12 protein-coding genes and 1 riboswitch are annotated in these 15,203 nt (G+C 71.3%); of the genes, 6 read left to right on the top strand and 6 right to left on the bottom strand.

All coding sequences use genetic code 11. The features are described from left to right. Nucleotides 1-16 precede the first annotated feature (16 nt). Both CSC64_RS04450 and metF read right to left on the bottom strand, forming a co-directional pair. Nucleotides 17-886, bottom strand: a complete 870-nt coding sequence (locus CSC64_RS04450) for a hypothetical protein (protein WP_162434102.1) — start codon at nt 884-886, stop codon at nt 17-19. Between the two features lie 51 nt (nt 887-937). After that, nucleotides 938-1,762: a methylenetetrahydrofolate reductase [NAD(P)H] gene (gene metF, locus CSC64_RS04455; protein WP_162434122.1), complete on the bottom strand. Its 825-nt coding sequence runs from the start codon at nt 1,760-1,762 to the stop codon at nt 938-940. A 162-nt stretch (nt 1,763-1,924) separates the two neighbouring features. Here metF and CSC64_RS04460 point away from each other — a divergent pair, with 162 nt between their 5' ends. Further along, nucleotides 1,925-2,482, top strand: coding sequence for a DUF3228 family protein (locus CSC64_RS04460; RefSeq protein WP_162434123.1), 558 nt, complete (start codon nt 1,925-1,927; stop codon nt 2,480-2,482). A 139-nt stretch (nt 2,483-2,621) separates the two neighbouring features. Here CSC64_RS04460 and ahcY read toward each other — a convergent pair whose 3' ends face one another. Then, nucleotides 2,622-4,064, bottom strand: a complete 1,443-nt coding sequence (gene ahcY / locus CSC64_RS04465) for an adenosylhomocysteinase (RefSeq protein ID WP_162434124.1) — start codon at nt 4,062-4,064, stop codon at nt 2,622-2,624. A 36-nt stretch (nt 4,065-4,100) separates the two neighbouring features. After that, nucleotides 4,101-4,227: riboswitch (S-adenosyl-L-homocysteine riboswitch) on the bottom strand. A 135-nt stretch (nt 4,228-4,362) separates the two neighbouring features. Here ahcY and CSC64_RS04470 point away from each other — a divergent pair. Continuing rightward, nucleotides 4,363-6,921, top strand: coding sequence for a S9 family peptidase (locus CSC64_RS04470; protein ID WP_162434125.1), 2,559 nt, complete (start codon nt 4,363-4,365; stop codon nt 6,919-6,921). A 154-nt stretch (nt 6,922-7,075) separates the two neighbouring features. After that, nucleotides 7,076-9,790: a phosphoenolpyruvate carboxylase gene (gene ppc / locus CSC64_RS04475; protein ID WP_162434126.1), complete on the top strand. Its 2,715-nt coding sequence runs from the start codon at nt 7,076-7,078 to the stop codon at nt 9,788-9,790. Nucleotides 9,791-9,848: 58 nt separating this feature from the next. Here the strand turns inward: ppc and metK are convergent, their stop codons facing one another. Continuing rightward, a complete protein-coding gene (metK, locus tag CSC64_RS04480) occupies nt 9,849-11,069 on the bottom strand; it encodes a methionine adenosyltransferase (RefSeq protein WP_162434127.1) in 1,221 nt (406 codons plus the stop codon). Between the two features lie 199 nt (nt 11,070-11,268). Here metK and CSC64_RS04485 point away from each other — a divergent pair, with 199 nt between their 5' ends. From CSC64_RS04485 to CSC64_RS04495, 3 genes are all read left to right on the top strand, one after another. Further along, complete coding sequence (locus CSC64_RS04485) at nt 11,269-11,466, top strand: hypothetical protein (RefSeq protein ID WP_162434128.1); 198 nt, start codon at nt 11,269-11,271, stop codon at nt 11,464-11,466. Continuing rightward, the gene (locus CSC64_RS04490) at nt 11,463-12,395 is read left to right on the top strand and encodes a UDP-2,3-diacylglucosamine diphosphatase (protein ID WP_162434129.1); all 933 of its coding nucleotides are present in this window, start codon (nt 11,463-11,465) and stop codon (nt 12,393-12,395) included. Before CSC64_RS04485 ends, CSC64_RS04490 begins: the two co-directional genes overlap by 4 nt. Nucleotides 12,396-12,500: 105 nt before the next feature. Then, complete coding sequence (locus tag CSC64_RS04495) at nt 12,501-13,550, top strand: metal-dependent hydrolase (protein WP_162434130.1); 1,050 nt, start codon at nt 12,501-12,503, stop codon at nt 13,548-13,550. A 19-nt stretch (nt 13,551-13,569) separates the two neighbouring features. Here the strand turns inward: CSC64_RS04495 and CSC64_RS04500 are convergent, their stop codons facing one another. Both CSC64_RS04500 and dusB read right to left on the bottom strand, forming a co-directional pair. Beyond that, on the bottom strand, nt 13,570-13,911 hold the full coding sequence (locus CSC64_RS04500) for a hypothetical protein (RefSeq protein ID WP_162434131.1): 342 nt from the start codon (nt 13,909-13,911) through the stop codon (nt 13,570-13,572). A 186-nt stretch (nt 13,912-14,097) separates the two neighbouring features. Then, nucleotides 14,098-15,111, bottom strand: a complete 1,014-nt coding sequence (gene dusB, locus CSC64_RS04505; protein WP_162434132.1) for a tRNA dihydrouridine synthase DusB — start codon at nt 15,109-15,111, stop codon at nt 14,098-14,100. Between the last annotated feature and the right edge of the window lie 92 nt (nt 15,112-15,203).

Genomic DNA, 15,203 nt, shown 5'->3' on the forward strand with positions numbered 1-15,203 from the left:
CCCCTGGAGGGAGCTCCTACAAGGTGATCCAGAAGCAGCCGTAGCTGCGGCGCAGGGTGAACACGGTGCGCGCCGGCGTGGCGCTGCCGGCGAGGGTCTGCTCGATGCGCAGGGCGACGGGGCGCGGTCGCGAAGGTGGCGGCGCGACCGCCGCCCCGGGTTCGGCCGCGTCCGGGTACCACGGTGCTTCGCCGCCGGCATCGCCGATGTCGTCCGCTGCACCGGTGCTCCAGCTCGGCATCCACGCGGCCGGTCCGCCGGCCCGGGCGGGAGCCGTGTCCGCGGGTACCGCCGGTGGCCGGTGGACCCCGCCCGCGACCGCCGATGGTGCTTCGGCTGAAGCTGCCGGCGGCACAGTGGCCGCGACTGCCAATGGCACCCCGGTGGCGACTGCCGACGGCGTCGTGGCCGTGTCTGCAGGCGCTACCGGCGTGTAGGGAGCATCCGGGTAGACCGGGGCGATGTCGACCAGCGGACGGCTGGCGATCGCTTCCAGCCGGTTCATCAACCGCGACGCCGAGGCGTTCGACACGCCGTTCCAGTCGTACACGCTGGCCAGGCGGTTGACGTCGCCGCCCTGGATCGCCGCGCCGATCTCGTTGACCAGCTGGCTCAGCACGCGCGGGCAGCCGCCGCTGAACATTCGGCGTTCGTCCACCGCGGTGGACGATGGCAGCCGCGCGGCCGCACCGATCGCCTCGCACTTCTGGTCGGTGTAGACCGCTCGCCCGTCGGCGCCGATGCAGCGCTGCACCGCCTGCGCACGCGCGGTCATCGGCAGCGGCAGGGCCACGCAGGCGAGCAGCGCCGGCGCCAGGCACGCAAGCAGCAGCGGCGCCGGGAAAACGTGCAGCCGGGGAGCCGCCGATGCGGGAAGGGAAGGCATGCCGCGCAGCCTAGCCCGGCCGCGCCGATGCCGCGCGTGAAGCCGCGCGGCTCACAGCCGCGACAGCACCGCCTCGGTCGGCCTGGCCAGGTTCAGGGTGTAGAAGTGCAGCGCCGGAGCGCCGCCCTCGACCAGGCGGCGGCACAGGCCGGCGACCACGTCGGCGCCGAAGTCGCGCACCGACGCGGCGTCGTCGCCGAACGCCTGCATGCGCTTGCCGATCCAGCGCGGGATCTCGGCGCCGCAGGCCTCGGAGAAGCGCCGCAGCTGGCTGAAGTTGGAGACCGGCATGATCCCGGGGGTGACCGGGACGTCCACCCCCAGTGCGCGCACGTCGTCGACGAAGCGGAAATAGGCGTCGGCGTTGTAGAAGTACTGGGTGATCGCCGCGTCGGCGCCGGCATCGACCTTGGCCTTGAAGTTGCGCAGGTCCGCCAGTGCGTCGCCGGCCTGCGGATGGGTCTCCGGATAGGCGGCCACCTCGATGCGGAAACGGTCGCCGTGCTCGGCGCGGATCAGTTCGACCAGTTCGGCCGCGTAGCGCAGGTCGCCGGGGAAGCCCATGCCCGAGGGCAGGTCGCCGCGCAGCGCGATGATGCGGCGGCAGCCGATCGCGCGGTAGAGCTTGAGCAGTTCGCGGATCTCCTCGCGGTTGCCGCCCACGCAGGACAGGTGCGGCGCCGCCTCGAAGCCATGGTCCTGGTTGAGGTGGCGCACGGTCTCGGAGGTGTAGCTCAGGGTCGAGCCGCCGGCACCGAAGGTGCAGGACACGTATTCGGGCGCATACGCGGCCAGCTTCGCCGCGGTGCGGTCGAGCTGGGCGCGCTGCTCGTCGGTCTTGGGCGGATAGAACTCGAAGCTGATCGGGGTGGTCATCGCGGCCGGGGAATGATGTCGTGGCGGGATAATATCTCTTTATCGCGATGAATGTGAACAAGCTTTTCGGGGGCCGCGGGTTGCGGGACGCCTCGGGCGTCGCGCGCTGGCATCCGCGGGGCGTGCCGCTAGACTCGCCGGTCCGTCCCATGGCCGTGGCGCATGTCGATCTTCCTCACCCCCTTCGCCCGTACCCGCCTGTTCCCGCGCCAGCCGCGTGGCAACACCATCCGCGACTGCACCCCGGAGGAGTTCGAGCGCCACCTCAACGAACACCCGCCGCTGCGGGTGCTCGACGGCTATGCGCCGTTCTGCAAGTTGCACGTGCACCGCAACTGGACCTCCACCCGCTGCCTGACCGTGCCGGTCACCGATGCCAACCGGCACCTGCTGCGCTCGGCCTACGAGGCGCGGGCGAAGGAAGAGCTGCCGGTGCTGGTCCGCTGGTTCGAGGGCGTGGAGCCGCCGGTGGCCGATTACCTGGTCGTCATCCTCTACAGCCGCGAACAGCTGGCGAAGGAGGGCTCGCCGATCGAGGCCGACTGGGGCGTGGTCGGCTGCCTCTACACCGCCACGCCCGAAGAGATCCCGATGGCGCCGATCACGATGATGCGCAACGCGCTGGGGGTGGAGGAGGGCGGTTCGGGCGTGCCGCTGGACCGCGATGCCTATCGCCGCGCGGTGGAGTTCTGGGAGGACAACGCCAACTGGCGGCCGTAGCGGCAGGCGGCAGCGGCGGCGAGGCCACCTGTGGGCACAGGTTCGGCGCGGCGAAGTGCGCGCGATCCGCCGCGGCCCCGAACGGGAACGGGCGCCTCGCGGCGCCCGTTCCGTTTTCAAGGGTGTTGCCGCGCCCCGCTCAGTAGCGGTAGTGCTCCGGCTTGTACGGGCCTTCGACCGGCACGCCGAGGTAGTCGGCCTGGTCGCGGGTCAGCTTCGTCAGCTTCACCCCGATCTTCTCCAGGTGCAGCCGCGCCACTTCCTCGTCCAGCTTCTTCGGCAGGATGTAGACCTTGGCCGCGTAGCTGTCCCTGTTCGCCCACAGGTCGATCTGGGCCAGGGTCTGGTTGGAGAAGCTGTTGGACATCACGAACGACGGGTGGCCGGTGGCGCAGCCCAGGTTCACCAGCCGGCCTTCGGCCAGCAGGAAGATGCTGTTGCCATTGGAGAAGGTGAACTTGTCCACCTGCGGCTTGATGTTGGTCTTCACCGCCCCCGAGGCGTACAGCGCATCGACCTGGATCTCGTTGTCGAAGTGGCCGATGTTGCAGACGATGGCCTGGTCCTTCATCGCCTGCATGTGGGCCAGGGTGATGATGTCCTTGTTGCCGGTGGTGGTGACGTAGATGTCGGCCTCGCCGAGGGTGTCCTCGACCGGCTTGACCTCGTAGCCCTCCATCGCCGCCTGCAGCGCGCAGATCGGGTCGATCTCGGTGACCACGACGCGGGCGCCGTAGGCGCGCAGCGAGGCGGCCGAGCCCTTGCCGACGTCGCCGTAGCCGCAGACCACGGCGACCTTGCCGGCCAGCATCACGTCCATCGCCCGCTTGAGGCCGTCGGCCAGTGACTCGCGGCAGCCGTACAGGTTGTCGAACTTGCTCTTGGTCACCGAGTCGTTGACGTTGATCGCCGGCACCAGCAGGGTGCCGGCCTCGGCCAGCTGGTAGAGGCGGTGCACGCCGGTGGTGGTCTCCTCGGACACGCCCTTCCAGTCCTTGACCACGCGGGTCCAGTAGCCCGGACGCTCCTTCGCCACGCGCTTGAGCAGGTCCTTGATCACCTGCTCCTCGTGGTTGCCCGACGGCGTGTTCACCCAGTCGCTGCCGTTCTCCAGCTCGTAACCCTTGTGGATCAGCAGGGTCACGTCGCCGCCGTCGTCGACGACGAGCTCCGGGCCGGTCAGGGTGCCGTCGGCCAGGGTGAAGGTCAGCGCGTCGAGGGTGCAGTCCCAGTATTCCTCCAGCGACTCGCCCTTCCAGGCGAACACCGGGGTGCCCGAGGCGGCGATCGCCGCGGCGGCGTGGTCCTGGGTCGAGAAGATGTTGCACGAGGCCCAGCGCACGTCGGCGCCGATGTCCTTCAGGGTCTCGATCAGCACCGCGGTCTGGATGGTCATGTGCAGCGAGCCGGTCACGCGCACGCCCTTGAGCGGCTGCGCGGCGGCGTACTTGCGGCGGATGGACATCAGGCCCGGCATCTCGTGCTCGGCGATGTCGATCTCCTTGCGGCCCCAGTCGGCCAGGGAGATGTCGGCGACCTTGTAGTCGCCCGCGGTCGAAAAGGTCTTGGCTACGGCGTTCATGCAATGCTCCGGGTCAATGGCGAGAGGAACTCTCGCTTTCGCCGGGCGCCGTTGTCGCTATGGGGAGCCTGCCGAGCCTGGCCGCGGATCGGGCACCGCACCTGGGGTGCGGGCTCCGGCGGGAAAACCCGCTTCGTCCACGGTCGCAGCGCCCCTCGGCGGGCGCCGCGCATTATATCGGCCGACCCGGATCGATGGATGACCCGGGGGGACAATCACGGCGGCCCGGACTTTCGTCACGGGCCGCCGCTGGCGGGGGCGTGATATCCAAGTGGATTGCCGCGACCGGAACCTGCCGATGCCCGCCTGCCGACCGACTGAGCTCCGCCTCGACCCCCCGCGTTTCGCACGTCCGCGCCGCGCCGCCGCCGTCCTGCCCGCCCTCGCGCTGGGCGCCGCCCTGGCCTGGGGCTGGTCGCCGCCGGCCGCGGCGCAGGCCGCGGCGCAGGCAGCGGGGGGGGCGGCCGGCACCGTGTATCGAGAACCGGTCGCCGACCTGCGCGCCATTGTCGATGCGCCGCGTGCGCCGCAGCTGAGCCTGTCGCCGCGCCGCGCCCTGGCCGCGATGGGGAGGATGCCGGACCTGCCGGCGATCGATGTCGTCGCCCAGCCCGAGCTGAAGCTCGCCGGCCTGCGCTTCCATCCGCGGGTGCACGCCGGCAGCCAGTTCGTGTTCGGCACCGACCTGTGGCTGCTGGACGTGGCCAGTGGCGCCGAGCAGCGCATCGCCGGCCTGCCGCAGCCACTGGGCCTGGCCACGCTGGAGTGGTCGCCGGACCAGCGCTGGCTGGCGCTGAACAGGATCGACCGCGCCAGCGGTGCCAACGAGCTGTGGCTGGTGGACGTGGTGGCGCGCAGCGCGCGCCGGCTCGCCGGCGGCCTGAACACCGTCGCCGGGCGCAGCTACACCTGGCTGCCGGACAGCCGCGGCCTGCTCGTGCGCCTGCAGGCCGCCGATCCCGGCCCGCTGCCGCCGGCCGACGCGGTGCCGGCCGGTCCGAACGTGCAGCAGACCGAGGCCGGCGCCGGCGTGCGTTCGGTGCGCACGTACCAGGACCTGCTGCGCAACGAGAACGACGCACTGGCCCTGGAGCACTACCTGGTCTCGCAGCTGGCCCGCGTCGACCTGCAGGGCAAGGTGACCCGGTTGGGCGCGGCGGGGCTGTACACATCGACCTCGCCTTCGCCCGATGGCCGCTACGTGCTGGCCCAGCGTGTCGAGCGCCCGTTTTCCTACCTGGTGCCGCTGATGCGCTTCCCGCGCGTGATCGAGGTGCTCGACGCCGCCAGCGGACGCAGCGTGCACATCGTGGCGCGGCTGCCGCTGGTGGAAGGCCTGCCCACCGGCAACGACGCGGTACCGGCCGGCGTGCGCTCCATCGCCTGGCGCGCCGACGCACCGGCGACCCTGGCCTGGGCCGAGGCCCAGGACGGCGGCGATCCGGCGCGGGAAGCAGCGGTGCGCGACGCTGTGTTCATGCACGCCGCGCCGTTCGCCGGCGTGCCGGCGAAGCTGGCCGACCTCGGTTCGCGCTACGCCGGCATTACCTGGGGCCGCGGCGACCTGGCCGTGCTCGACGAGTTCTGGTGGAAGACCCGGCGCATCAAGAGCTGGCGGATCCGCCCCGACGCGCCGGCGCAGGCGCCGCAACTGCTGTTCGACCGTTCCTACGAGGACCGCTACGCCGACCCCGGCCGCCCGGCCACGGTGGCCGACGCGGCCGGCCGCCAGCGCCTGCTGGCGAGTGCCGATGGCGGCAGTCTGTTCCTGCTCGGCGAGGGCGCCTCGGCGGAAGGCGATCGCCCGTTCGTCGACCGCTACGACCTGGCCAGCGGCAAGGCCGAGCGCCTGTTCCATTCGCAGGCACCGTTCTACGAAGCGCCGCAGGCGCTGCTCGACGACAGCGGCACCCGCCTGCTGACCACCCGCGAGTCGCCGGTCGAGCCGACCAACTACTACGTGCGCGACGCCGCCGCGGCGCAGCCGCTGCGCGCGCTGACCGCCTTCCCGCACCCGACCCCGCAGCTGCGCGACATCGGCAAGGAGCAGATCCGCTACAAGCGCGCCGACGGCGTGGAACTGACCGGCACCCTGTACCTGCCGGCCGGCTACGACGCCCGCCGCGACGGCCCGCTGCCGGTGCTGATGTGGGCCTACCCGCAGGAGTTCAAGTCGGCGCAGGCGGCCAGCCAGGTCACCGACTCGCCGTACCGCTTCAACCGGGTCAGCTACTGGGGCCCGCTGCCGCTCCTGGCCCGCGGCTTCGCCGTGCTCGACGATCCGTCGATGCCGATCGTGGGCGAAGGCGATACCGAACCCAACGACACCTACATCCAGCAACTGGTCGCCAGCGCGCAGGCGGCGGTGGACGAACTGGCCCGGCGCGGCGTCGGCGATCCGCAGCGGGTGGCGGTGGGCGGCCATTCCTACGGCGCGTTCATGACCGCCAACCTGCTCGCGCACAGCCGACTGTTCAAGGCCGGCATCGCCCGCAGCGGCGCCTACAACCGCACGCTCACGCCGTTCGGTTTCCAGTCCGAGGAGCGCAACTTCTGGCAGGCGCAGGACACCTACCTGGCGATGTCGCCGTTCAACCATGCCGACCGGATCAAGGATGCGCTGCTGCTGATCCATGGCGAGCAGGACAACAACTCGGGCACGTTCCCGATGCAGAGCGAGCGCATGTTCGCCGCGGTCAAGGGCCTGGGCGGCAATGCCCGGCTGGTGATGCTGCCGAACGAGTCGCACGGTTACCGCGCTCGCGAGTCGATCCTGCACATGCTGGCCGAAACCGACGACTGGCTGCAGCAGCACGTGCGCGGCCCCGCGACGGAGCGTACGCAAGCGGCGAACTGACCGGGTGGCGCGGCCTGTCCAGGCGACAAGGCCGCGCCCGTACGGGCGCGCGCGGCGACCGCGCCGATGGGTGCTGCTGAAACTTTTGCGGCGCCGCACAAGACGCGGCTAAGCTCGGTCCTCCGCCCTGCAGGCTCCCTAACGAGGTGCGTCGATGAACGCCCCCCGACAGCTCGAATTCGCCCCGCCGGACCTGCCGCTGCGCGACGACGTGCGCCGCCTGGGCGCACTGGTCGGGGAGATGCTGGCCGAACAGGTCTCGCCGGCGTTCCTGGAGGAAGTGGAGCGGGTCCGTACCACCGCCATCGCCCGGCGCCAGAACGGCGGTTCGATGGAGTCGCTGGCGGCGCTGCTGGACGGGCTGGAGCCGGCGCACGCCGAGTCGCTGGTGCGCGCCTTCAGTACCTATTTCCAGGTGGTCAACATCGCCGAGCGCGTGCACCGCATCCGCCGCCGCCGCGACTACCAGCGCGCCGATACCGGCAAGCCGCAGCCGGAGAGCCTGCACGACGCACTGCTGCGGCTCAAGCAGAAGGGCGTTTCACCGGAGGAGTTGCGCGACTGGCTGGAGCGGATCGACATCGAGCCGGTGTTCACCGCGCATCCGACCGAAGCGGTGCGCCGCGCGCTGCTGGAGAAGGAGCAGATCATGGTCGCCGCGCTGGTCGACGACCTCGACGGCACGCGCACGCCGGGCGAGCGCGCCGCCGACCTTGCCCGCTTCCGCATGGCCCTGACCTCGGCCTGGCAGACCGCCGATTCCTCGCCGGTGCGCCCGGGCGTGGAGGACGAGCGCGAGCACGTCGGCTTCTACCTCACCGAGGTGCTGTACCGGGTGATGCCGGCGTTCTACGAGACCCTCGAGCATGCCCTCGGCGAGCATTTCGGCATCGCCACCGAGCTGCCGCGGCTGCTGCGCTTCGGCACCTGGGTCGGCGGCGACATGGACGGCAATCCGAACGTCGACGCGCACACCATCCGCAGCACGCTCGATGCGCAGCGGCGCGCGATCCTCGGCAAGTACCTGGCCGAACTGCAGCAGCTGACCCGGGTGCTGAGCCAGACCACCGGCGTGGTCGCGGTGGACGAGGCGGTGCTGGCGCGGGTCGAAAGCTACCGCACGCTGCTGCCGGAAGCGGCCGCAGCCGCCCGGCCGCGCCATGCCGACATGCCGTACCGGCTGCTGATCGACCTGATGCGCGCGCGCCTGCAGGCCTCGCTCGACGAACGCGCCGAAGGCTATGGCTCGCCGCAGGAGTTCGCCGCCGACATCGACCTGGTCCGGCAGAGCCTGGAGCACAACCGCGGCGTGCACGCCGGCTGGTTCTCGGTGCGCCGGCTGGTGTGGCGCCTGCGCACGTTCGGCTTCCACCTGGCGCGACTGGACGTGCGCCAGGAGTCGGGCGTGCATGCGCGCGCCGTGGCCGCCGCGCTGGGCGACGCGGACTGGGAGTCGCGTGGGCCGGCGGAACAGGCCGGCGTGCTCGGCGCCTACGCCAGCGGCGCGCGGATCCTGGCGCGCACGGAAGAGGCGGGGACCCCGCGGCTGGATGCGGTGTTCTCGGCACGGGGCGACGCCCGCAACCGCCACGGCACCGATGCGCTGGGCGCCTACATCATCTCGATGGCGCGCAGCCGCGCCGACGTGCTCACGGTGCTGGCGCTGGCCCGCCGCGGCGGGCTGGTCGATGGCGACGGCAACGTGCCGCTGGACATCGCCCCGCTGCTGGAGACCGTGGACGACCTGCGCCACGGCCCGGACACCCTGCGCGACCTGCTCGCCGACCCGGTCTACCGCGCCCACCTGGCCGCGCGCGGCGACGTGCAGATGGTGATGCTGGGCTATTCGGACAGCGGCAAGGACGGCGGCATCGCCGCCTCGCGCTGGGGCCTGCAGCGGGCCCAGGTCGAGCTGATGCAGGTGGCCGGCGAACTTGGCATCAGGCTCACCTTCTTCCATGGCCGCGGCGGTTCGCTCAGCCGTGGCGGCAGCAAGACCGGACGCGGCGTGGATGCATCTCCGCGCGGCAGCATCGACGGGCGCCTGCGGATCACCGAGCAGGGCGAGGCCATCCATCGCCGGTTCGGCATCCGCGCGCTGGCGCTGCGCTCGCTGGAGCAGGGCACCGCCGCGGTGCTGGTGTCCAGCATCCGCCCGCGGCCGCCGGAGCCGCGCGAGGCGCAGTGGCGCGAAGTCATGGCCACGGTGGCCGCGGCCAGCAGCCGGGCCTACCGCGCCTTCGTCGGCGCGCCGCGGTTCATGGACTATTTCCGCGGCGCCACCCCGATCGACGTGATCGAGCGCATGACCCTGGGTTCGCGGCCTTCGCGCCGGCTCGGCCAGGACGCGGCGCTGTCCAACCTGCGGGCGATCCCGTGGGTATTCGCCTGGAGCCAGTCGCGCGCGGTGATCCCCGGCTGGTACGGCGTGGGCAGCGGGCTGAAGGCGGCGGTCGAGGCCCACGGCGAGGAGGTGCTGCGCGGGATGGGCCGCGACTGGCCGTTCTTCAAGATCTTCCTCGACGACGTGTCGATGGTCCTGGCCAAGGGCGACATGGGCATCGCGGCGATGTTCTCGCGGCTGGCCGGCGGGGAACTGCACGCGGAGTTCTTCCCCGCGATCGAGGCCGAGCACGCGTTGAGCCGCGAATGGGTGCTGCGCCTGAACGGCAACGAATGGCTGCTCGAGCACGACCAGCGCCTGGCCCTGTCGATCCGCCTGCGCAACCCCTACGTGGATCCGATCAGCGTGCTCCAGGCCGACCTGCTCAAGCGCTGGCGCGCCAGCGGCCGCGAGGACGAGGCACTGCTGCGGGCGCTGGTGGCCAGCGTCAACGGCGTTTCCCAGGGTGTGCAGAACACCGGGTGACGGAAAAGAAAACGGGCCGCTTGCGCGGCCCGTTCCACATGCGGCGATGTCCGGCCGCTTACTTCAGCTTGGCGTCCGCGCGTAGCGCTTCGGCGCGGTCGGTCTTCTCCCACGAGAACGCGGTGGCGACCTGCTTCTTGCCGGCGCCGTCGGTGTAGGTCACCTGCTGCGGCTTGCGGCCGAAGTGGCCGTAGGCGGCGGTGGCCTGGTACACCGGGTGGATCAGGTCGAGCATCTTGACGATGCCGTACGGGCGCAGGTCGAAGTGCCTGCGGATCAGCTTCTCGATCTGCTCGTCGCTGACCTTGCCGGTGCCGAAGGTGGTGACCGAGATCGAGGTCGGCTCGGCCACGCCGATGGCGTAGGAGACCTGCACCTCGCACTTGTCGGCCAGGCCGGCGGCGACGATGTTCTTGGCCACGTAGCGGGCGGCGTAGGCGGCCGAACGGTCGACCTTGGACGGATCCTTGCCCGAGAACGCGCCGCCGCCGTGGCGGGCCATGCCGCCGTAGGTGTCGACGATGATCTTGCGGCCGGTCAGGCCGCAGTCGCCCACCGGCCCGCCGATCACGAAGATCCCGGTCGGGTTGATGTGGACCTTCTTCTTCGGCAGCGTTTCCAGCCACTTCTTCGGCAGCACCGGCTTGAGGATGTGCTCGTACACGCCCTCGACCAGGTCCTTCTGCTTCACGCCCGGATCGTGCTGGGTCGACAGCACCACCGCGTCCAGGCCGATGACCTTGTGCGCGTCGTCGTAGCGCAGGGTGACCTGCGACTTGGCGTCCGGGCGCAGCCACGGCAGCGGCGAGTTCTTCTTCTTGCGGACCTTGGCCTGCTGCTCGACCAGGCGGTGCGAGTAGTAGATCGGCGCCGGCATGAATTCCGGGGCCTCGTTGCAGGCGTAGCCGAACATCAGGCCCTGGTCGCCCGCGCCCTGTTCCTCCGGCTTCTTGCGGTCCACGCCGGCGGCGATGTCCGGCGACTGCTTGCCGAGCATGTTGATGATCGCGCAGGTGTGGCCGTCGAAGCCGACGTCGGAGTTGTCGTAGCCGATCTGGTTGATGACCGAGCGGGCCAGGCCCTCGATGTCGACCCACGCCGTGGTGGTGACCTCGCCGGCGACGATCGCCGCGCCGGTCTTCACCAGCGTCTCGCAGGCCACGCGGGCGCGCTTGTCCTGGGCCAGGATGGCGTCGAGGACGGCGTCGGAAATCTGGTCGGCGATCTTGTCCGGATGGCCTTCGGAAACCGACTCGGAGGTGAAGAGGTAGCTGGACACTGGCGTGTATCCCTGTATGCGGATGAAGAGATGGGCGCGAATGATACACGCACGGGGGCCGGGGCGCATCGTGCCGAAGGGCGGGTTGGCCCGCGGTCAAGGCGGCTGCGGCGGCGTCACCGGGGTGTCGCCCGGCTGCAACCGCGGCGTCGCAGTCCCGGCGCAGGCTGCGCGGCAGGACCACCGCCGAGGAAGTCCGATGGACGCGACCGCGCCAACCCCGTTCGATGCCTGGCTGCACGCGCCAATGCCCATGCCCCCCGCGCCGTCGCGTGGGCGGCGGATCCGCCTGGAGCCGGGCGCCAGCCCGCGGCTGCGTGGTGGTGGCCGGCACGCCGCGCCCTGGGCGCCGCTGCCGCCGTCGCCGCCGGCGGCCGAAACGGTGCCGCCGGCATGACCCCGGCCGTGGCGAAGCTGCCGGAGCGGCATCGCGCGGTCTTCCTCTCCGACGTCCATCTCGGCTCGCGCCATTGCCATGCGGTGGAGCTGGCCGATTTCCTCGCCGGCCTGCGCTGCGGGCAGCTCTACCTGGTCGGCGACATCGTCGACTTCTGGTGGATGGCGCAGCGGCGCGCGGCGTGGGGGCCGGCGCAGCAGCGCGTGGTCGAGGCGTTGCACGCGCTGGCACGCGCGGGCACCGAGGTGATCTACGTGCCCGGCAACCACGACCGCCCCGTGCGCCGCTTCTGCGGACTGGTGCTGCCGGCGATGCAGCTGCGCCGGCGTGCGATCCATGCCACGGCCGATGGCCGGCGCCTGCTGGTCGTGCATGGCGACGACTACGACGGCGCCACCCGTTGGCATCTGCCGATGCCAACGGGTGGCGAAGCGCTGGCTTCCACATCCCCCATCGCATCGCCAGAAGCTGGCGATGCGATCGCCCCCTTGACTCAAGGGGGCTGGCGTCGCGCCGGCAGGGGCATGCAGTTCGCCTTCGGCGACTGGCTCTACTACCGCATCCTCACCGGCAACCGCCTGACCAATGCGGTCCGGCGCCGGCTCGGCCTGCGCTACTGGTCGCTGTCGGACTGGATCAAGCGCCGCAGCGGCGCCGCCGAGCGTTACATCGGGCGCTTCGTCGACGCCGGCCTGGAGGACGCGCGCCGGCGCGGGCTGGACGGCATCGTCTGCGGCCATATCCACCGTGCGGGCTTGTTCGAACGCGACGGCCTGGTCTATGCCAACGACGGCGACTGGGTCGAAAGCCTGACCGCGCTGGTGGAGGACATGGACGGCACGCTACGCCTGCTGACCCATCGTGGCGAGGTGCTGGCGGCGCTCCCGTCGCGTGCGCCCCGGGCCGGGCGTCTGCCGCGCGTGGCCTGATTCCGTCGCGCGATCGCGCGATGCGGTGAACGGACGCCGACTCCGCGCTGCGTGCGGATGCGGTTGCCGTCGGCCGCAGCCTGGCCGGCTGCTAGCATTCGGCGCATGGATTCCCTCACCCAGATTCTGCTCGGCGGCGCGGTCGCCGCCGCCATCGCTCCCGCCCACCACCGCCGCGCCGCGCTGCTTGCCGGCGCCGTCCTGGGCACCCTGCCGGACCTGGATTCGCTGCCGATCATGCTGTTCAGCGACGACCCGGTGACGCTGATGACCGTGCACCGCAGCTTCAGCCATTCGCTGTTCGTACTGCCGCTGGTCGGCTGGCTGGTGTGGTGGCTGTTCCGCCGCTACGGCCGCGGCCGCGTCGCCGAAGCGCCGCGGCGCTGGTTCTGGGCGATCCAGCTGGCGCTGGTCACCCACCCGCTGCTGGACGCCTTCACCGTCTACGGCACCCAGTTGTGGTGGCCGCTGCCGGTGCCGCCGACGATGTGGTCGAGCGTGTTCATCATCGACCCGGGCTACACCATCTGGTTGCTGCTGGCCTGGATCGTGGCCTGGTTCGCGCGCGAGCGGCCGCTGGCGCAGCACGCGCTGGTCGCGGGGCTGGCGCTGGGCAGCGCCTACCTGGGCTGGTCGCTGGTCGCCAAGGGCATGGTCGAGCGCGAGGCGCAGCGCAGCCTGGCGGCGATGGGCCTGGAGGACGCCCCGCGCTTCTCGGTGCCGATGCCGTTCAACACCCTGCTGTGGCGGGTGGTGGCGATGACGCCCTCGGGGTTCGTCGAAGGCGAACGGTCCCTGGTCGCCGACGACGGGCCGATCGTGTTCCGTGCCTATGCCTCCGACGTGCGGGCGCTGGATGAGGCCGCGCACATTCCGGCCGTCGTCCGGCTGGCGTGGTTCAACCATGGGTTCATGAAGGCACGCGAACGCGACGGCAGGCTGGAGCTCACCGACCTGCGCATGGGTTCCGAGCCGGATTACACCTTCGTGTTCGCGGTGGCGCGGCGCGACGGAAGCGGCTGGGACGAGATGCCGCCCGAGCAGCTGCGCCTGCCATGGGAAGCGCGCAGGCAGCTGGACCGGATGTGGTGGCGCATCTGGCGGCCGCCCGCGGCCGACGGCATGCCGGCGCAGGCGGCCGCCACGGGCGGTTGATGCCGCCAGCGGGGCAGTATCAGCCCTCGCGGGTCTGGCGCCGGGGCTCGGTTGCCTGTTCCTGCGTGCGCGCGGCCGCGGCCGCTGCGACCCGTGCGCGATGGATCTCCACGGCGATGCCGATTTCACGGGCCTGCAGGAGCCGGTAACCTTCCTTGCCAAGGGCGGTCTTCAACTCGCGCTCGATGCGGTTGAAGGTGGTCGGGTACTCGGCGTACGCGGTGCGGGCGCCGACCACCATGGCGATATGGCGTTCGCTGACGCCGGTTTCGCGGGAAAGGACGGCGATGCCGGATTCGGCGGCGAGGGCGGGGGACGTGGCGGCCAGCGCGGCCGCGACAACGGCGATGCGTGCAAACATGACTGCCTCCCGGGGCGCATGCCCCATGGGTGGGGCCGTGGGAAAGGTTTTCGACCACGGGCCGGGTGCGTTCCCGGCGTGCCCAGCGTCGCGCCGCGTGCCGTGCACTGCGAAGTGCCGGATTGCAGGGTGTCCCAGGTCACGTTCAAGCGATGGATGGTTACATGAAGCAACCTTTTTCGCGGGCTATGCGGCGTCGTGCAGCAGGGCCTGCGTGCCGGCCTCGAGTGCGTCGAAGTAATCGCGTGTCAGCGCGATCTGTTCGTCGGCGCCCTGCGCGCGGTTGACCACCGCGCGGAAGGACGCCATCTGTGCGGCGGAATGTTCGGGCCGGCCTTTCGCATACCAGCCCAGGTGCTTGCGCGCGATGCGCACGCCCTGTTCCTCGCCGTAGAACGCGTGCAGCGCCTGCAGGTGGCCGAGCAGGATGTCGCGGACCTCGCCGATCGCCGGCGGCGGCAGCGTTTCGCCGGTGGCCAGGTAGTGGGCGATCTCACGGAAGATCCACGGCCGTCCCTGCGCGGCGCGACCGACCATCACCGCGTCGGCGCCGGTGTCGCGCAATACCTGCGCCGCGCGCTGCGGCGAATCGATGTCGCCGTTGGCGATCACCGGGATGCCGATGCCGGCCTTGATCGCGGCGATGGTGTCGTACTCGGCCTGGCCGGTGTAGTGCTGGTCGCGGGTGCGGCCGTGCACGGTCAGGGCCTGGATGCCGGCGGCCTCGGCGATGCGCGCGATCGCCGGCGCGTTGCGGTTGGCCGCGTCCCAGCCGGTGCGGATCTTCAGCGTCACCGGCACGTCCACCGCCGCGACCACCGCGTCGAGGATGCGACCGACCAGGGCTTCGTCGCGCATCAGCGCCGAGCCGGCCCATGCGTGGCACACCTTCTTCGCCGGGCAGCCCATGTTGATGTCGACGATCTGCGCGCCGTGGTCGACGTTGTGGCGCGCCGCCTCTGCCAGCTGCCGCGGCTCGGTGCCGGCGATCTGCACGCTCACCGGGTCGGGCTCGCCGGCGTGGTCCATGCGTCGCAGCGACTTGGGCGTGTTCCAGAAACGCGGGTCGCTGATGGTCATTTCCGAGACCGCCAGCCCCGCGCCCATCCGCTTGCACAGCAACCGGAACGGCTTGTCGGTGACCCCGGCCATCGGTGCCAGGATCACGCGCGGTTCGATGGAATGGGGGCCGATGCGCATGGCCCCATTCTAGGGCCTGCGGCCGGGCGGGCAGGGGGAGGACCCGGTCGGTGCCGGGTCCGGAGGTCGCGGACGGCCCGGGCGTTCCGGGC

It is taken from the genome of Pseudoxanthomonas koreensis, from assembly GCF_010093225.1.
GTDB classification, from domain to species: domain Bacteria; phylum Pseudomonadota; class Gammaproteobacteria; order Xanthomonadales; family Xanthomonadaceae; genus Pseudoxanthomonas; species Pseudoxanthomonas koreensis.